The organism is Belnapia moabensis DSM 16746, from assembly GCF_000745835.1.
GTDB classification, from domain to species: Bacteria; Pseudomonadota; Alphaproteobacteria; order Acetobacterales; family Acetobacteraceae; genus Belnapia; species Belnapia moabensis.
This window is the reverse complement of the sequence record NZ_JQKB01000009.1, coordinates 85,479-103,130: the sequence shown is the minus strand read 5'-3', so window position 1 is coordinate 103,130 and position 17,652 is coordinate 85,479. Positions and strand designations below refer to the sequence as shown.

13 protein-coding genes are annotated in these 17,652 nt (G+C 70.6%); 9 read left to right on the top strand and 4 right to left on the bottom strand.

Features of this window, described 5'->3' with window-relative positions:
• Positions 1 to 54: 54 nt before the first annotated feature.
• A complete protein-coding gene (locus EP26_RS08150) occupies positions 55 to 2,364 on the bottom strand; it encodes a methyl-accepting chemotaxis protein (RefSeq protein WP_043337680.1) in 2,310 nt (769 codons plus the stop codon).
• A 125-nt stretch (positions 2,365 to 2,489) separates the two neighbouring features.
• Between EP26_RS08150 and EP26_RS08145 the strand changes: the two genes are divergently transcribed.
• From EP26_RS08145 to EP26_RS08120, 6 genes are all read left to right on the top strand, one after another.
• Positions 2,490 to 3,128: a flavin reductase family protein gene (locus EP26_RS08145; RefSeq protein WP_043337679.1), complete on the top strand. Its 639-nt coding sequence runs from the start codon at positions 2,490 to 2,492 to the stop codon at positions 3,126 to 3,128.
• Between the two features lie 31 nt (positions 3,129 to 3,159).
• Positions 3,160 to 4,755 carry an ABC transporter permease gene (locus tag EP26_RS08140; protein ID WP_245624328.1) on the top strand — a complete coding sequence of 532 codons (1,596 nt, stop codon included), beginning with the start codon at positions 3,160 to 3,162 and terminating at the stop codon, positions 4,753 to 4,755.
• Positions 4,756 to 4,971: 216 nt separating this feature from the next.
• The gene (locus EP26_RS08135) at positions 4,972 to 6,510 is read left to right on the top strand and encodes a sensor histidine kinase (RefSeq protein ID WP_043337678.1); all 1,539 of its coding nucleotides are present in this window, start codon (positions 4,972 to 4,974) and stop codon (positions 6,508 to 6,510) included.
• The gene (locus tag EP26_RS08130; protein WP_043337676.1) at positions 6,507 to 6,887 is read left to right on the top strand and encodes a response regulator; all 381 of its coding nucleotides are present in this window, start codon (positions 6,507 to 6,509) and stop codon (positions 6,885 to 6,887) included. The genes EP26_RS08135 and EP26_RS08130 overlap by 4 nt, the downstream gene beginning before the upstream one ends.
• Before the next feature lie 76 nt (positions 6,888 to 6,963).
• Positions 6,964 to 9,222: a penicillin acylase family protein gene (locus EP26_RS08125; RefSeq protein WP_043337764.1), complete on the top strand. Its 2,259-nt coding sequence runs from the start codon at positions 6,964 to 6,966 to the stop codon at positions 9,220 to 9,222.
• Positions 9,219 to 10,721, top strand: coding sequence for a GH3 family domain-containing protein (locus EP26_RS08120; RefSeq protein ID WP_052388938.1), 1,503 nt, complete (start codon positions 9,219 to 9,221; stop codon positions 10,719 to 10,721). The genes EP26_RS08125 and EP26_RS08120 overlap by 4 nt, the downstream gene beginning before the upstream one ends.
• Here the strand turns inward: EP26_RS08120 and EP26_RS08115 are convergent.
• From EP26_RS08115 to EP26_RS08105, 3 genes are all read right to left on the bottom strand, one after another.
• A complete protein-coding gene (locus tag EP26_RS08115; RefSeq protein ID WP_043337675.1) occupies positions 10,718 to 11,668 on the bottom strand; it encodes a 3-hydroxyacyl-CoA dehydrogenase NAD-binding domain-containing protein in 951 nt (316 codons plus the stop codon). The two genes, EP26_RS08120 and EP26_RS08115, sit on opposite strands and share 4 nt — an antisense overlap.
• Positions 11,665 to 12,429: a crotonase/enoyl-CoA hydratase family protein gene (locus EP26_RS08110; protein ID WP_043337674.1), complete on the bottom strand. Its 765-nt coding sequence runs from the start codon at positions 12,427 to 12,429 to the stop codon at positions 11,665 to 11,667. The genes EP26_RS08115 and EP26_RS08110 overlap by 4 nt, the downstream gene beginning before the upstream one ends.
• A gap of 74 nt (positions 12,430 to 12,503) precedes the next feature.
• Positions 12,504 to 12,974, bottom strand: a complete 471-nt coding sequence (locus EP26_RS08105) for a MarR family winged helix-turn-helix transcriptional regulator (RefSeq protein ID WP_052388937.1) — start codon at positions 12,972 to 12,974, stop codon at positions 12,504 to 12,506.
• 56 nt (positions 12,975 to 13,030) lie between these two features.
• Here EP26_RS08105 and EP26_RS08100 point away from each other — a divergent pair, with 56 nt between their 5' ends.
• From EP26_RS08100 to EP26_RS08090, 3 genes are read left to right on the top strand one after another with little or no spacing between them, the layout of a single operon-like run.
• The gene (locus tag EP26_RS08100; protein ID WP_342669093.1) at positions 13,031 to 14,209 is read left to right on the top strand and encodes a 4-hydroxybenzoate 3-monooxygenase; all 1,179 of its coding nucleotides are present in this window, start codon (positions 13,031 to 13,033) and stop codon (positions 14,207 to 14,209) included.
• Positions 14,210 to 14,253: 44 nt separating this feature from the next.
• Positions 14,254 to 14,613, top strand: a complete 360-nt coding sequence (locus tag EP26_RS08095) for a DUF2946 family protein (RefSeq protein WP_157033443.1) — start codon at positions 14,254 to 14,256, stop codon at positions 14,611 to 14,613.
• A gap of 42 nt (positions 14,614 to 14,655) precedes the next feature.
• A complete protein-coding gene (locus EP26_RS08090; RefSeq protein ID WP_043337672.1) occupies positions 14,656 to 16,713 on the top strand; it encodes a TonB-dependent receptor family protein in 2,058 nt (685 codons plus the stop codon).
• Positions 16,714 to 17,652: the final 939 nt, after the last annotated feature.

Here is a 17,652-nt window from a genome sequence, read left to right as displayed (position 1 = left end):
GCTGCGCTCCTCCAGCGGTTTGGCGCCGAGGCTATCGCCGGCCCGGGCCGGGCGCTATGCCCGGCGGATTCCTTCCAGGAACTCGCCGGCGCGGGCGCGGAGCGTGCCGGCATGGCCACCCAGCCCATCCGCGGCGCCGAGCAGACCGGCCGAGGCCTCGCCCGTCTCCTGCGCCGCGCGCTGCACGTCCTGAATGCGCCGGGCCACGGCCGCCGTGCCGGATGCCACCTGGCTGGCGCTGCGGGCGATTTCCTGCGTTGCGCTGCCCTGCTCCTCGACGGCCGCGGCGATCGCCGCCGTCACCTCGTTGATGCGCTCGATGGTGCCGCCGATGGAGCGCAACGCCGTGACCGCCTTCTCCGTCGCCGTCTGGATGCCGCCGACCTGGCTGGCGATCTCCTCCGTGGCCTTGGCGGTCTGGCCGGCAAGCTGTTTCACCTCGCTCGCCACTACTGCAAAGCCCTTGCCGGCCTCGCCGGCGCGGGCAGCCTCGATGGTCGCATTCAGCGCCAGCAGGTTGGTCTGGCCAGCGATGTCGCCGATCAACCGCACCACATCGCCGATGCGCTGCGCCGCCTGAGCGAGGCCCTGCACCGTCTCATCCGTGGCCCGCGCCTCGGCCGCCGCATCGCGTGCCACGGCGGCGCCATCGGCGACCTGACGGCTGATCTCGGCGACGCTCGCTGCCAGTTCCTCGGCGCTCGCCGCGACGGATTGCACATCGGCTCCGGCCTGATGTCCGGCCTCTGCCACTGCATCCGCCTCCCGCCCGCTGGTTTCGGAAGCGCCGGTGAGCGCCCGGGCCGCCTCTTGCATCTGTGCCGCCGCGGTCGACACCGCCTCGACCACGCCGCCGATCTCCGCCTCGAACCGGTCGGCAAGCCGTGCCTGGGCCGTCACCAGCGACCAGACCAGCATGGCGTTGACATACTGGCCTTCGGCATCGCGGATGGCGCTGACGGTGAGATCGAGCACCTCCTCACCCAGCCGGATGCGCGCCTTGTGCGGCAGGCGACTCGGATCCGCAAGGATTGCGCGCTGGTGCTCCGGGTGGCGATGCAGGATATCGATGCTCCGGCCCACCATCTCCTCCACCGGACAGGGCAGCCAGTTGCCGATGCGGCCGAACAGCGCATGTGTCGCCGGGTTCATGTAGCCCATGCGGAAATCGTCCCGCGGATCGGCGGTCATCACCGCGATCGGCAGCTGCTCCAGCATCTGCTGCTGGGCGAAGGCGCGTTGCACGGTGCCGCGCAGCCCTTCCAGCGCATTGGCGATTCCGCCGATCTCGTCGCGCCTCCCGCGGTCCGGCACCTCGACCGTCGCATCGCCCGCGGCGATGGCGCGCACCGCGTCGGCCAGCCGGCGCAGCGGGGTACCGATCGCGCGGGCACTCGCCCAGCCGGACAGGGCGAGCAGCAGCGCCACCGCGACGCCGATCCACAGAACGTTTCGCTCCAGCCGGACCTCTGCCGCGGCGCTGGCCTGGTTGCGCTCCGCCGCCTCCGCCGCGAGCTGGCGCCCGGCTTCGGCCATATGGTCCTCCAGCGCCTGGCGGAGGGGGTTGGCACGCTGGGTACGAAGAGCGGCGATGGACTCGGCCAGCCGCACCACCTCGACTGCGGAGCGACTCGTGGCCTGCGCCAACTCGGCCAGGCGCGTCAGCGGCACCCGCGCGGCCCCTTCGGGCACCAGCGCGGAGAGCGCCCGTTGATGCACCCCGAGCTGGGCTGCGGCACGACGGACGCGCCGGGCCTGGGCGTCATCCTCGGTCGCCAGGAAGCGCTGGATGCCGAGACGGACCTCATTCACGGCCCCATGCAAGGTGCCAAGGCGTTGCCTGGCTTCCTCCCGCAGGTCGGCGGGCACATCGAAGTCGATCATCGAGGCGGCGGCCTCATAGGCCTGGTCGTAATCGGCACTGGAGCGCGTCAGGGGCCCGTCGCGTTCGGCGATCATCTGGCGCCGCTGGGTCGCCTGCTCGGCCGCCACTGTCAGGTACTCGCCAAGTACCGAAGCCGCTTCTGCCAGCGTCCCGCGCGCGATTCTGGCGGCGCCGGCGGCCTCCAGCTGCTGCCGGGTGAGCTGGGCCTCCTCCTCGACCCGGGCGAGTTCCGCGGCCAGCGTCTCCGGTGTCTGCGCCGTCCTCAGGCCGCGGGAGGCGGTGGCGATGCGGGCGACATGGACTGCCGCCTGCTGCGCCGAGCCGGCTGCGGCGATGGCGGCGCGTTCCGCTACGCTCTGCTCCCGGGCCAGGCCCAGATCCCGTCGCACCAGCCCTACCATACCGATCAGCAGCAAAACTGCGAGGATCGCGCTGGCGGCGAATTTTCGGCCGACTGAGAGGTCACGGAACAGGCGCATCGGGGTATCTCCTTACGCGCCAAGCATGCCGCCTCAGGTTTTAACATCCCGCAAACGCCCCACTCGACAGGCCTGTCGCCGGGCGGCACTTTCTTCACCATGACGCGATGAAGGATACGCCGCCGATGCTGTTCGATTTCGAGACGCTCAATCCGCAGGATTGCTACAAGCTGATCGTCTCCTCCGTCGTGCCCCGCCCGATCGCCTGGGTCGTCTCCCAGGATGCCGCGGGGGTGACCAATGCGGCGCCCTACTCCTTCTTCAACGCCTTCTCCTCCAACCCCGTGGTGGTTGGCATCGGCTGCGGGCCGAAGGCGCCGGGCGCGCTGAAGGACACCTGCGCCAACATTAAGGCGACCGGCGAATTCGTCGTCTGCTTAGTGCCGGAGCAGGCGGTCCATCAGATGAATGCCACGGCGGTGGACTTCCCGGCCGGGGTGGATGAGGTCGCCGAGGCCGGACTCACCCGCATCGCCTCCGCCAAGGTGAAGCCGCCGCGCATCGCGGAGAGCCCAGTGGCGCTGGAATGCGTCACCTACCAGCTGGTCCCGGCCGGGGAGCACACCGTCGTGCTCGGCCGTGTCGTCGCGGTGCATATCCAGGACGATTGCGTGCTCGACCCAGCGAAGTGTTACGTCGATACGCCGAAGCTGAACCTGCTCGGCCGCATGCATGGCCGCGGCTGGTATGCCCGCACCACGGACCGGATCGAGGTGCCCCGCCTCTCGGTCGCCGATTGGAAGGCGAAGAAGGCTGCCCAATAAACCCAGGGCCCGCCGGGCTCCGGCCTGGGCCTTGCTCGCCCTGCCCCTGGCCGCGCTGGTCGCCGCGCCGCTGCTCGCCGTCCTGGCCGCGGCGGCGGGGCCGGCGGGTGCCGCTTGGCGCCATATCGCCGGCACCACACTGCCGGAGATGCTGGGCAACTCCGCCCTGCTGGCATTCGGTGTCGGGGCGATCACGGCCGGTACCGGCACGCTCACGGCCTGGCTGGTCACCGCCTGCCGCTTCCCGGGGCGCCGGATGCTGGAAGTGGCGTTGCTGCTGCCGATGGCGATGCCGGCCTATGTCTGCGGCTATGCCTATACCTGGCTGCTCGATGTGGCAGGGCCAGTGCAAACCGCTTTCCGCAGCGCGACCGGGCTGCGCTGGGGCCAATACTGGTTCCCCGAAATCCGCAGCCTGCCCGGGGCGGCGCTGATGCTCGGCCTGGTGCTGTATCCTTATGTGTACCTCCTCTGCCGCAGCGCCTTCGCGCAGCAGAGCCTGGGGCTGGTCGAGGCGGCGCGGACGCTCGGTCGGTCCCTCACCGGCTGCTTCTTCCGCCTCGCCTTGCCGATGGCGCGGCCGGCCATTGCCGGGGGCGTGGCGCTGGCGCTGATGGAGACGCTGGCGGATTTCGGCACGGTGCAGCATTTCGGCGTGCGCACCCTCACCACCGGCGTCTACGAGGCCTGGTTCAGCTTGGGCGACCGTGGCGCGGCCAGCCAGCTCGCCGCCTGCCTGATGGGGTTGGCGGCGTTGCTGCTGGTTTTCGAGCGGGCGAGCCGCGGCGGTCGGCGCTTCCATGCGACGACCGCGCGGGAAGTGCCCTTGCGGCCGGCACCGCTGCGGGGCTGGCGGGCGGCTGCGGCCTTCCTCGCCTGTGCACTGCCGGTGGCGCTCGGCTTCCTGGTACCGGCGGGAACATTGCTGGCGCTGATGCTGCAGGTCGGCGATCCGCTCTCGCCCGAGCGCTTCCTGCCCTTCGCCCGCAACAGCGTGACCCTCGCCGGGCTGGCGGCACTGCTCGCGGTGCTGCTGGCGGCGCTGCTCGGCTGGGCGGCGCGGCTGCATCCGCGGCCGGCGCAGCGTGTGGCCCTGCGCGTGGCGGGGCTTGGCTATGCGTTGCCGGGCTCCGTCATCGCCGTCGGCACGCTGGTGCCGCTCGGCCTGTTCGACAATGCGCTCGATGGCTGGATGCGGGCACGCTTCGGGGTCTCGACCGGCCTGCTGCTCTCGGGCGGAATCGCGGCGCTGGTCTTCGCCTATCTCGTGCGCTTCCTGGCCGTTGCCCTCTCCGCGGTGGAGGCAGGGCTGGCGCGGCTGCGGCCGAGCCTGCGCGAGGCGGCGCGCAGTCTTGGCGCCGGGCCGGCCGCGGCGGTGCTGCGGGTCGAATGGCCACTCGCCCGCGCGAGCCTGCTGACCGCGGGCCTCCTCGTCTTCGTCGATACGATGAAGGAGTTGCCGGCGACGCTCATTATCCGCCCCTTCGACTTCGACACGCTGGCCGTCCGGGTCCACAACCTCGCCGCCGATGAAAGGTTGGCGGAGGCCAGCACCTCGGCGCTGCTCATCGTCGCGGCGGGGCTGCTGCCGGTGCTGGCGCTCACCCGAGCCTCACACCGGCATTGACGTGCTCGCGATGTTTGTCAGCGGGATTCGTTGACGCGCGAGCGGTTGGCATGGTTTGCACCATTCAACCTTCGCGTTCCAGAATGAACATCTGTCGACGCGGCGGTGTTTCTCTCGCGGTCTTGCGCTTGTCTACACGCCGAAGTTGTACGCAGCTCCCGAACTCGCGCACGCCACGATGCGCGGTTGCCCTGTCCTGATCGGTGGTTCGACTTAATGCCCAACCTGGCCGCATTCTTCGATAGCGATGCGCTGGCGCCCCATGGCGTCTGTCTCCTATGGCGACCGGAACTGCTCTGGTTGCATGTCGTCTCGGATGCGTTGACCGGCCTCGCTTACTGGTCCATCCCGGTGGTGCTCATCGTCATCGCGCTGCGCCGGCGGGACCTCGTCTTCCCCTGGGCCTTCGAGCTGTTCGCGCTGTTCATCCTGGCGTGCGGGGCGACGCATTTCCTCTCGATCTGGACCCTCTGGTACCCGGATTACGGGCTGGAAGGGGCGGTGAAGGCGATGACGGCGGTGGTGTCGGTGATCACCGCCATCGCCCTCTGGCCGTTGCTGCCGCGGGTGCTGGCGATACCCTCCGCCAGCGAGCTAGCCGAGGCCAATGCGGCCCTCTCGCGCGAGGTCGCCGAGCGGCGCGAGGCCGAGATGCGCACGCGGCAGAGCGAGGCGCGGCTCGCCGGCTTCTTCGAGCATATGTCGGATGCCCTCTTCGTCGTGCGGGCGGAACGCGGGGGCTTCGTCTTCGAGACGGTGAATCCGAGCTTCTGCCGCCTCTTCGGCCGGCCGCGCGAGACGGTGGAGGGCAGCGGCCCGGCGGCGCTGCTGGAGGCCGCGCCGGCCGCCGAGCTGGACCACGCCTTCAACGCCTGCCTCGTCAGCGGCGCGCCGCGCGACTGGGAAAGTGCCATCGCCGGCCCCGACAGCACGCGGCACTGGCATACCGTGCTCGCCCCGCTGCCCGCGCTCGACGGCCAGCCGCGCCGCCTGCTCGGCAGCCTGCGCGACGTGACCGAGCTGCGCCGGTTGCAGGCCGATCTGGTGGAGGCGGCACGGCGGGCCACCATCGGCGCCATGTGCGCCGGCGTCGCGCATGAGATGAGCCAGCCGGTCAACATCATCGGCCTCTGGGCCGACCGCGCCCGCGCCACGCTGGAGGCCGCCGCCGGCCCGCGCCGGGCGATCGAGGTGATCCTCGGCCAGACCCGCCGCCTCGGCGCCCTGCTGGAGCGGATGCGGGAGCTGGCGCGCGACACCCCGGGCGCCGCCGAGACCTTCGATGCCGCCGAGGCTGCCGCCGCCGCGGTGGATGTCGCCCGCCGCTCCTGGGCGCTCGACCGAATCGAGGTCGCGATCGAAGCGCCGGAACCGGCCCCGGTGACCGGCCGTGCCGCGCAATTCGAGCAAGCCCTGCTCCACCTGCTGGAGAATGCCCGCGACGCCGTTCTACGCCGCCGGCGGGAGGAGCCGGACGCGCCGGCGCAGATTCATGTCACCCTTCGCCCCGGGCCGCATTCGGGGCAGATGACCCTCGCCGTGCAGGATACCGGCGGTGGTGTCTCCGCCGCCCTCGGGCAGCGCATCCTGGAGCCTTTTGTCACCAGCAAGGAACCCGGCGAGGGCACCGGCCTCGGCCTGCCCATCGCCGCCGGCATCCTCCGCAGCATGGGCGGCAGGCTGGCCTGGCTGAACCAAGGGGCCGGCGCGGTGTTCCAGGTTGCGCTCCCATTGGCGCGGGAACATCCGGCATGACGGCGATCCCTCTTCGCGTACTGATGGCCGAGGACGAGCGGCTCGCCGCCGAGGTTCTCGAGGAAGGGCTGGTCGATGCGGGCTTCGAGGTGATCGCCGCCCCGGATGGCGAGGCGGCTCTGGAGCTGGCCAGCACCGGCACCCTGTTCGACGTGCTGCTGACCGATCTTCGCATGCCGCGGCTCGATGGGCGCGCGCTGATCGCCCGGCTGCGTGCTGGCCGGCCAAAGCTGCCGGTTGTGGTCATGACCGGCTATCCTCCCCATGGCGGCACGACGGAACTGCATGACGGGTCCGCCCCGCTCGAATTGCTGACCAAGCCGATCGAGCTCGCCCGGCTGGTCGATGCCATCCGGCAGGTGGCCGGCGGGGGCTGACCCTCCGGTTTCGTTTCCGCGGCTTGCTTGGCGAGGCCTGCGGCCAATCTCCCTGATGACCGCCAGGGAGCGCAGCGTGACGGATTCGAAGGGGAAGCGGCCGGGCATGGCCGCGATGCTGGCGCTGCTTGCCCTGCTGCCAGGCTGTGGCGCGCTGGCGCCGCGGCCGGCCGGGATCGACCAGCGCTTGACCGCCCTGCCACGGGAGGGGCTCGGCCTCACCGGTCCGGTGACCATCCGCTGGAACGAGCATCTGGTGCCCTGGATAGAGGCCGGGTCGGATGGAGACCTCGCCTATGCGCTTGGCCTGGTGCACGGGCATCTGCGCGGCGGGCAGATCGCCCTGCTGCGGATGGTGGCGCGCGGGCGGCTTTCCGAGATGGCCGGGCCGTTGGCGCGGGACTACGACCACGCGATCCGCATCCTCGGCTTCGACCGCGCGGCGCCGGAGATCGAGCGGCGCTGGCCGGCGGAGACGCGGGCCTTCATGACGGCCTTCCTCGCCGGCTTGAATAAGGCCGCTCTGGAGGGGCCGCGGCCACCGGAATTTGGCCTGCTCGGGCTGCGGCGGGAGGCCTTCACCACCACCGACCTGCTGGCGATCGGCCGGCTGGCGGGGACGGACGTAAACTGGTTCTCCTACTTCTCCCTGCTGGCCGAGCGGGGGAAGCCGGGCTTCGCCACGGCCTGGCGGCGGACGCTGGAGGCGGGGGCCAACCTCACCCCACCCTCGCCGCGCGAGGCCAACCTGCCGGGACTGCTGGCCGGCCTCTCCCGCGCGGGCAGCAATGCGGTGGCGGTCGCGCCCACACATAGCGCCTCGGGGGCGGCGATGCTGGCCTCCGACCCGCATCTCGGCCTGTCGCTACCCAATCTCTGGCTGCTGGTGGGGATGCGTTCGCCCTCCTTCCATGCCGTCGGGATGATGGTGCCGGGGGTGCCGATCATCGGCCTCGGCCGCAACCCGGAGGTGGCCTGGGGCGGGACCAATCTCCGCGCCGCTTCCTCCGACCTGTTCGATGTTTCGGGCCTGCCGCCGGAAGCCTTCGCCGAAAGCGAGACGACAGTCCGCCAGCGCTTCTGGTTCGGCACGACGCGGCGAGTGCGGATGTCGCCGCTCGGGCCGGTGCTGACCGATGCGCGCGTGGTGCCGGGCCGGCCGGGCGAGACGCTCGCACTGCGCTGGGCGGGGCAGGAGCCGGCGGATGAGATCACCAGCCTGCTGCGCGCCGCCCGCGCCCGGAGCGGCGCCGAGTTCCGGGCAAGCTTCGACAGCTTCGCCGTCTCACCGCAAAATTTCCTCTATGCCGACCGGGCCGGGACGATCGGGCGGCTGACGGCGGCCATCCTGCCAGCGCGGCGCGGCTTCCCCGCCGACGGCCCGGTCCTCGACGGGGGCGATCCTGCGGCCACCGGCCCCTGGTCGCACCTGCTGCATGCCGGCGATTTGCCGGCGCTGGAGAACCCGCCGGAGGGCGTGCTCGCCTCGGCCAACGAAAACCCGAGCCTCTGGGCAAAGGACCCGCCGCCGCTTGGCTATTTCTTCAGCGACGGCGATCGCGTGGCCCGGCTGCGGGCACTGCTGCTGGCCCGGCCGAAGCTGCGGCCGGAGGACCTTGCCGCCCTGCAGCGCGACACTCTGGCGCCGAAGGCCGCGGTGCTGGCGGCCGGGCTGCTGGCGCGGTTCGACGCGCTGCAGGGCGGGGCGCCGGACTTCCTCGGCCCGTTGCGCGGCTGGGATGGCGATTATGCCGCCGGTAGTCGCGCCGCGCTGGTCTTCGAACTGGTGCTCGCCCGGCTGCTGCCCGGCCTGCTGCCGGAGGGCAGCAACGGACGCGGCCCGGAGACGGGGTGGAATTTCGTCACCACCTTCCTGCTGCGCGACCTCGACGCCCTGCCGGAATCACGCCGCGCCGCGCTGCTGCGCCAGGCAGCGGCCGAGGCGGCGCCGCTCGCCGCGCGCTATCGCGTCTGGGGCGATGTCCACCAGCTGCGCGCGGCGCACTGGCTGGTGAACCTGCCGGTGCTCGGCCGCGCCTTCGTGCTGGGGGAGATGCCGGTCGGCGGCTCGCGCGAGACGCCGATGAAGACCGGGCATGGCTTGGTCAACGGCCCGCATGAGGTGAGCTTCGGCTCCATGGCACGCTACGTCTCGGATCTCGCCGACCTCGACTCCAATTGGTTCACGCTATTCGGCGGGCAGGATGGCTGGCTCGGCAGCGCCGCCTTCGCCGACCAGATCCCGCTCTGGCGCGAGGGGCGCAGCATCCGCCTGCCGCTGCGGCCGGAGACGGTCGCCGCCGAGTTCCCGCGCGTGACGGTGCTGCGGCCATGAGCGTGCCCTTCGATGCGACGCCGCTGCTGCGGGCGACCTCGGCGCTGCGCATCGCGCGGGTGCAGCGGATGGAGCCCGTCGCCCTGCAGGAACGCCTGCTGGCGCGCCTGCTGCGCCGGGCGGCGGGGACGCGGTTCGGCAAGGCGCATGGTTTCGCCGGTATCCGCGGTGTGGCGGAGTACCAGGCGCGGGTGCCGCTCCGTCGCTACGAGGAGTTCTGGCGCGACTGGTGGCAGGCCGCCTATCCGGTGCTGGTCGACGTCACCTGGCCGGGGCGGGTGCCCTATTTCGCGCTGTCCTCGGGCACCACATCGGGGACGACGAAATACATCCCCGTCACAGCGCCGATGATGCGCGGCAACCGGCGGGCGGCGCTCGACGTGCTGGCCTGGCATCTGCACCACCATCCGCGGAGCGCGATCTTCGGCGGGCCGTCCTTCATGCTCGGCGGCTCGACGGCGCTGGAGCGGCTGGCGGCCGACGTGCGGCAGGGCGACCTTTCCGGCATCGCCGCCGCGGAGGTGCCGGCGCTGCTGCGCGGCTGGAGCTTCCCGCCGCCGGAGATCGCCCTGCTTCCCGACTGGGACCGCAAGCTGGCGGCGCTGGCCGAGGCGACGCCGGCGGCGGCGATCCGCGTCCTCTCCGGCACGCCGAGCTGGCTGCTGGTGCTGCTGCAACGCCTGACCGAGCGGCACGGAACCCCGCCCCTGCCGGGGCTGGAGCTGCTGGTCCATGGCGGCGTCGCCTGGGCGCCCTATCGCGACCGGCTGCGGCCCCTCCTCCCCACCCGCTGCGCGACGCGGGAGGTCTATCCGGCGAGCGAAGGTTTCGTCGCGCTGGCTGACCGCGGCGATGGCGAGGGCATGCGGCTCACCCTCGATGCCGGCGTGTTCTGGGAATTCGTCCCCCTGGAGGAGCTGGATGCGCCGAACCCGACGCGGCATTGGGTGGCGACCGTCGAGACGGGCATCGACTATGCCGTGGTCGTCACCTCCTGCGCCGGGCTCTGGTCCTATGTGCTCGGGGACACGGTGCGCTTCGTCGATCGTGCGCCGCCGCGGCTGCTGGTCACCGGCCGCACCTCCTACAGCCTCTCGGCCTTCGGAGAGCATCTGAGCGGGGAGGAGATCGAAGCGGCATTGCTCGATGCCGCCGGGGCGCTTGGCGTGACGGTTGCCGACTATACGGTGGGGCCGGTCTTCCTCGGCGCGCAGGGGACGCATCGCTGGCTGGTGGAGCCGGAGGAGGCGGCCGCGCCCGAGTTGGCGGAGAGGCTCGCCCGCGCGGTGGATGCGGCGCTGATCGCGGCAAACGAGGACTATGCCGCGCATCGCCGCGGCGGGCAGATGGCGTCGCCGGAGATGATATTGCTGCCGCCGGGTGCCTTCGCCGGCTGGATGCGGGCGCAGGGCAAGCTCGGGGGGCAGCACAAGGTGCCGCGGGTGCTGGCGGACCCCGAGCGGTTCGCGGCCGCCGAGGCGGGGTTGCGAGGGGGTTAGGGCAGTTCCCCTGCCCCGGCCTTCCACGTCAACAGGTCGAGCAGCAGTGCATCGCGCTGGCGGAGCATCTCTGCCTCATCTCGCCCGGCCAGTTGCACGGCGACGCCTTCCGCCACCTGCGCGCCGAGCGCTGGATCGACCGAAAGCTGGCCGAGGTCGCGCCACATCCCCTCCGTCGCCTGCCAGAGCGGCTTCTCGAGCAGCCCGCCGATGCCGCCCGGCCCGCCCGAGAGATGCAGGTTGAGGAAGGGCCCGAGCAGCGCCCAGCGCAGCCCCGGCCCATGCGCGATGGCGGCATCGATATCCGCCACGCTGGCGACGCCGGCCTGCACGAGATGGAAGGCCTCCTGCCAAAGCGCCGCCTGCAGCCGGTTGGCGACATGGCCGCGCACCTCTCGCCGCAGATGGATCGGGTGCTTGCGCATCATCCGGTAGAAGCCGAGCGCCCGCTCCACCGTCTCGGCGGAAGTCGCGGTGCCGCCGGCGACTTCGACTAGCGGGATGAGGTGCGGCGGGTTGAACGGATGGCCGAGCACCACCCGCTCCGGATGACGCGCGCAGGCATCCTGGAATTCGCTGACGGTGATGGTGGAGGAACTGGTGGCGAGGATAGCATCAGGCGGCGCCGCGGCATCGAGGGCGGCGAAAACCTCCCGCTTCAACGCCAGCCGCTCCGGCCCACTCTCCTGGACAAATTCCGCCGCCTCCACCGCCCCCTCCGGAGTGGAGCAGAAACGCAGCCGCTCGGTCGAGGCGCCGGGGGCGAGGCCCATCGCCTCCATCGCTGGCCACTGCCGGGCGATGGTCGCGCGCAGCACCGCCTCGGCATTGGGCGCCGGGTCGCTCGCGGTTACGTCGAGGCCGCGGGCGAGGAAGCAGGTCGCCCAGCTCGCGCCGATCACGCCGGTGCCGATGATGGCGGCACGCCGGATGGGGGCATCGCTCACGAGGACAGCCTTGCCACCTTCGCCCCACGCTTGTCAGCGAAATCCGCCAGCCGCGCCGCCGCCTCCGGCCCAGTCTGGGCAAGCGCGGCCATCATGCTCTCGACGAAGAGCCCGTCCTCCTCGCTCATGTCCTGGATGCGCGGCAGCGCCTGCAGCACGCCGAGCACGGTGAGCGGCGCCATCTCGACGACCTTGCCAGCCAGCTCGGTTGCCTTCGCCTCCGCCTCGACCAGATACTGGACGAGGCCGAAGCGCTCCGCCTCGGCGGCGGAGAGCACGCGGCCGGTCAGCATCATGTCCATCATCCGCGCCGTGCCGAGAAGGCGGGCGACATGCACCGAGGCGCCGCCGCCGACATAGATGCCGCGGCTGCCCTCCGGCAGGGCGAAGAAAGCCGTGGCATCGGCGATGCGCAGGTGGCAGGCGGCCGCCAGTTCCAGCCCGCCGCCGACCGTCGCCCCATGCAGCGCGGCGATGGCCGGGATCGGCCCGCGGCGGATCAGCGAGAAGACGGCATGCCAGGCGCGGGAGTGGTGGAAGACCTCCGGCGCCTCGCGCGCCCGGTGCTCGGCGAGGTCGAGCCCGGCGCAGAAGCACGGGCCATGGCCGAAGAGCACCATCGCCCGCGCCTCGCCCTGGGCCCGGCGCACCACGGCTTCGATCGCCTGGAGCAGCGCGTCGTTGATGGCATTGCGCTTCTGCGGGCGGTTCAGCCCGATCCAGGCGGTGCGGTCGCGGAGTTCATAGGTGATGTCGGTCATGCGACCCAGCCTCCGGGAGGACTCTTGCACCGATTATTAAGCTACATAATAATCTCCTAAGGGGAGAAAGCGTCTCAGCGATGCAGGAGCTTTCGCAGCAGCGTCACGAATTGGCTGCGCTCGGCAGGGGTGAGGCCGGCGGCGAATTGGGCGTCGGTCTCCCGTTGGATGCGGTCCATCTCGCGCCAGACGCGGCTGCCGTCCGCGGTCGGGTGCAGCAGGCTGGCCCGAAGCTCCGCCCGGTCGGCTTCGCGCCGCACCAGCCCGGCCGAGACCAGCCCGTTCACCAGCACCGCGACATTGGAGGGCTTCACCCGCAGCTCCTCGGCGATGGCGCCCGGGCGGATGCCGGGATTGGCGACGATCAGCGCGAAGACCGAGAAGCCCGCCGGCGTCACCCCGAGCTCGGCGAAATTGCGGTGGAATTCATCGAAGGCACGGAGCTGGGCGAGGCGGACGAGGAAGGCCGGGCTCTCCGCCAGGGGCGAGCTGATCGCATTCTCCCGAGACGGAGTGATCTCGGGCTCGGAGGCGGGCTTCGGCATGATTCCGATCTATCGTGGAAGCCCTGTCACCGGAAGCCTGGCGGGTTGGAGGAGGCATGATGCGCACACAGGTCGGGATCGTCGGGGCCGGCCCGGCGGGGCTGCTGCTCTCACTGATGCTGGAGCGACGGGGCATCGCCTCGGTCATCATCGAATCGCGCGACCGGGCGACAATCGAGGCGACGATCCGCGCCGGCATCCTTGAGCAGACCACCGTCGACCTGATGGCGGAACTCGGCGTCGCCGATCGGCTGCGGCGGGAGGGCGTGGTGCATCACGGCACCATCCTGCGCTTCGGCGGGCGCAACCACCGGATCGACTTCGAGGGGCTCACCGGCCGCGTCGCCACGCTCTACCCGCAACACGAGGTGCTGAAGGACCTGATCGCCGCCCGCCTCGCCCAGGGCGGCGATATCCTGTTCAGCGCCAAGGTCACGGAGGTGGCGGATGTCACGACCGGTCGGCCGGTGCTGCGCTTCACCGATGCCGAAGGGCAGGCACGCGAGCTGCATTGCGACATGGTGGTGGGGGCGGACGGCTCCTACGGAGCCTGCCGGCCGGCGATCCCCACGGACAAGCGGAAGGATTACCTCCGCATCTATCCCTTCGGCTGGTTCGGCATCCTCTGCGAGGCGCCGCCCTCCTCGGAGGAGCTGGTCTATGCGCGGCACGAGCGCGGCTTCGCCCTCATCAGCAGCCGCACGCCGGAAGTGCAGCGCATGTACTTCCAGTGCGACCCGAGCGACAGCGTCGAGAACTGGTCGGAGGACCGGATCTGGGCGGAGCTGCAGGCGCGCATTGCGGGCGAGGACGGCTTCCGGCTGAAGGAGGGCCGCATCTTCCAGAAGAACATCGTGCCTATGCGCAGCTTCGTCTGCGAGCCGATGCAGTATGGCCGGCTATTCCTTGCCGGCGACGCGGCGCATGCGGTGCCGCCCACGGGAGCGAAGGGGCTGAACCTCGCCGCCAGCGATGTCTGGCACCTCGACCGCGCACTCGGTGCCCACTTCGCCGGCCAGGGTATGGCGATGCTCGAAGCCTACACGGCGACGGCGCTGCGCCGGGTCTGGCGGGCGCAGCATTTCTCCTGGTGGATGACCTCCATGCTGCACCGCTTCGAGGGCGCCAGCGAATTCGACGACCGGCGGCAGCTGGCGGAGCTGGAGCTCGTCACCAGCTCCCGCGCCGCGGCGACGGCGCTGGCCGAGACCTACGTCGGCATGCCCTATGCCTGAATCGCCGGGGTGACAGGCCGCGGCCGATGCGGCATAGCGGCAGCATGGCCCGGCGCCCGCCCCTGCTGACGGCGATGCTGGCCCTGCTGCTGATGCTGCAGTGGGGCCAGGCCTTCGCACATTGCCTGGGCGCGCTCGGGGCCGCCTCGGGCATCGAGATCTGCACCGCGGAGGGCATCCGCGTCCTGCATGTCGATGCCGACGGCCAGCCGACCGATCCGCCTCAGGCGATGCATGACAGCTGCCCGGTCTGCCCCGGCGGCGTCGCCCCGGTCTCGCCCGGGCCGCAGCTGCCGGCGCTGCGCATCGCCTATGCACCGGCGCCTTATGCCAACCACGAGGGCATGCCGCCCGCCCCGGCCCGCGCCCCGCCGCAGCAGCCGAGAGCCCCACCCGCTGCCTGACGCCAGCACGCCCGCCGTCGCTCTCGTCAGGAGTTCCAGACCATGCATCCACTTACGCGCGCCACGCGGCGCGCCCTGCTGCTTGCCGGAATCGCCGGCCCGGCCTTCGGCCAGACCACCCTCCCCGATCTCGTCGTCACCGGCCAGGCGCCGGGCTCCCTCACCGTCCCCTCCGTCGCCGAGCAGCGGGAGGCGCTGGAGCAGACGCCCGCCGCCGTGCGCTTCGTGGACGGGCGGGACTTCGCCAACCGTTACGCCTTCACCCTGCGCGACGTGCTGGCGGACACGCCCGGCGTCTTCGTCCAAAGCCGCTATGGGCAGGAGCTGCGGCTCTCCATACGCGGCTCTGGCATCGCGCGGGGATTCCACCTGCGGGGCGTCGAGGTGCTGCAGGACGGCGTGCCGGTGAACTTCGCCGATGGGAGCGGCGACTTCTACCAGATCGACCCGAGCGGAGTGCGCTCGGCGGCGGTCTATCCCGGCGGCAATGCGCTGGCCTTCGGCAGTTCGACGCTGGGCGGCGCCATCAACTTCGTCACGCCGACTGCGCGGACCGCGCTGGAGGCAAACAGCCTGCGCGTCGAGGGCGGCACCTATGGCACCTGGCGGCTCTCCGGCCAGGCTTCGGCGATCTTCGGCGAATGGGATGCGCTGGCCGCCGGCAGCATCGCCCATTCCGACGGATGGCGGCAGCACAGCCGTGGGCAATACGAGCAGTTCAACGCCAATCTCGGCTACCGGCTGAACGATCGCGTGGAGACGCGCTTCTACGCCGGCGCCTATATCGTCCGGCAGCAGCTCCCTGGCTCGCTGACCCTCGCCGATGCGCTGAACCGGCCGCAGACTGCCAACCCCGCCGCCATCAGCGGCAACCAGGCGCGCAACCTCTGGGCCGAGCGCTTCGCCAACCGCACCACCATCCGCCTCGATGCCGGGCAGGTGGATGTGGACAGCTGGATCACCCACAAGCAGCTCCATCACCCGATCTTCCAGGTCATCGACCAGGACGGGCTGACCTGGGGCATCGCCCCGCGCTGGACGCAGCGCTACGAGCTGGCCGGGTTGCGGGGCGAGCTGGTGCTCGGCGGGCGATACTTCGCCGGGACCAACGATGCGCTGCAGTACCTCAACACCCGCGGCTCGCGCGGAGCGCTGACAGCGAACGGCGTGCAGCGGGCGCAGAACTACGAGGCCTTCGCCGAGAACCGGCTCTGGGTGCTGCCGACCGTTGCCCTTGTCACCGGCACCAAGATGCTGCGCAACGAGCGGGACTACGAGAACCGGCTGACCGGCCAGCGCTTCGGCCGTGCCTATGAGGGGCTCAACCCGAGGATCGGGCTGCTCTGGCAGCCGCGGCCGGCGGTGCAGGTCTTCGCCAACATCACCCGCAGCCAGGACGTGCCGGATTTCTCCGACCAGCTTCAGACCGTCGGTAACCGACCCTTCTGGGTGCCGCTGCAGGCCCAGCGCGCCTGGACGGTGGAGCTTGGCACCCGCGGCCGCTACGAGGGCTATGGCTGGGACCTGACGCTGTTCCGCTCCAACATCCGCGGCCAGTTGCTGCAATTCACTGTCGATCCAAGCATTCCGGCCAGCACCTTCAATGCCGGCAACACGGTGAACCAGGGGGTGGAGTTCGCGGGCCATCTCGACCTCGCCCGCGGCGCCCTCGCGGCCGGCGACCGCGTCGTCCTGCGGGGGAGCTGGACGTTCAACGACTTCCGCTTCCGCGCCGACCGGCAATATGGCGACAACCGCATCGCCGGCCTTCCGCCGCATGTGCTGCGGACAGTGCTGACCTATACGGCGCCAGAGGAGCGCGGCTTCGTCTCGCCGGTGCTGGACTGGGTGCCGCAGGGTGCCTGGGCGGACTACGCCAACACACTGCGGGCGAACCAGTATTTCAAACTGGGCCTTGAGGCGGGGCTGCGGGTCGCGCCGAATCTCTCGCTTTTCCTTGATGCGAGGAACCTCACCAACAAGCGCCACGTCAGCGATCTCGGTACTATTCAGAATGCCCGCGCGGCGGGAGCGAACACTGCCGTCTTATATCCGGGCGAAGGGCGCAGCCTTTATGTGGGGGCAAGGATGAGTTTCTGATCGTCCGGAACGGCCATGGAAACCTGTGTCCTTCCGCGACTTTGCCGTGAAAGTGGATAGGGCGGCTGCACCCAAGCCTGCCTGGGGCGTATCAGTCGCTCTTGGCAAAGCCGGAGCCCGCTGATTGAAGCAGGGCGCAGTTCAGGCGTGGCGTTCCACCCCGCGCCTCCCTGCCATCGCGCAGGAGCGCCTGGCGCGGGAGGCAGCAACCGCTTTCTGAGACAGCTTCTCCGGGGGAACCGGAAGCCTCCCATCCGGTCCAGCGGTGACTCCGGGCGAAGAGGAGCAATTGGTTCAGGCGTGGGCGCCGGTTTTCTCGATCGTGAGGGGCGTGCCGCGGGTGTCTTGGAGGAATCTCGGGCCTCGAATTCCGGGACTGAGCGAGGAAGCTGCGTCGAAGGGATGCCGACCGAAGCTTCCACAGGTCAGTTTCCCTGTCGAAGAAATCTTGCAGCCAATCATTGTCCGGAGCGGCTTCTTGTCCCTCAAGATGACCCTCATGGTTATACGGCCCCCGGGGGGGGCCTACTTATAGACTTAAGCGTGCAGGCATCATCTGCCGGCACTTCTGCCGAGGGGCAGAGGCGATCGACGGGGGGCATGTCGGGACCTGTATGGGAGAAGGGCTTAGTTTATGCCCGTACCCACCGACCGCATCCTCGGCCTGGATAGCCTTGGAGGGGATGGGGAGGACGTCAGCAACGCCCCCGGGACTGCTGGTTAATTAATATCATTTTTCCGTGAAGTGAACAAATTTCGGTTGCGTCCCGCCCGAACATGAGCCGGCCGTGCATGGCGTTGACGGCCGCCTGCACATGGCTGTTGTCCTCAACAGAGGATGACTGAGCTTCGGTCGCATCCTGCCGCTGCGTGGCTAACCCAGCCGAAGCCTATCCTAGCCCGCAGGCAAATCCGCGATGGAGGTTTGGGGCGGGGGTG

What these genes read in the sequence shown, in the direction of transcription:
- EP26_RS08150 (WP_043337680.1), bottom strand. Translation starts at nt 2,364, where the DNA reads ATGCGCCTGTTCCGTGACCTCTCAGTCGGCCGAAAATTCGCCGCCAGC.
- EP26_RS08145 (WP_043337679.1), top strand. Translation starts at nt 2,490, where the DNA reads ATGCTGTTCGATTTCGAGACGCTCAATCCGCAGGATTGCTACAAGCTG.
- EP26_RS08135 (WP_043337678.1), top strand. Translation starts at nt 4,972, where the DNA reads ATGCCCAACCTGGCCGCATTCTTCGATAGCGATGCGCTGGCGCCCCAT.
- EP26_RS08130 (WP_043337676.1), top strand. Translation starts at nt 6,507, where the DNA reads ATGACGGCGATCCCTCTTCGCGTACTGATGGCCGAGGACGAGCGGCTC.
- EP26_RS08120 (WP_052388938.1), top strand. Translation starts at nt 9,219, where the DNA reads ATGAGCGTGCCCTTCGATGCGACGCCGCTGCTGCGGGCGACCTCGGCG.
- EP26_RS08110 (WP_043337674.1), bottom strand. Translation starts at nt 12,429, where the DNA reads ATGACCGACATCACCTATGAACTCCGCGACCGCACCGCCTGGATCGGG.
- EP26_RS08105 (WP_052388937.1), bottom strand. Translation starts at nt 12,974, where the DNA reads ATGCCGAAGCCCGCCTCCGAGCCCGAGATCACTCCGTCTCGGGAGAAT.
- EP26_RS08100 (WP_342669093.1), top strand. Translation starts at nt 13,031, where the DNA reads ATGATGCGCACACAGGTCGGGATCGTCGGGGCCGGCCCGGCGGGGCTG.
- EP26_RS08095 (WP_157033443.1), top strand. Translation starts at nt 14,254, where the DNA reads ATGGCCCGGCGCCCGCCCCTGCTGACGGCGATGCTGGCCCTGCTGCTG.
- EP26_RS08090 (WP_043337672.1), top strand. Translation starts at nt 14,656, where the DNA reads ATGCATCCACTTACGCGCGCCACGCGGCGCGCCCTGCTGCTTGCCGGA.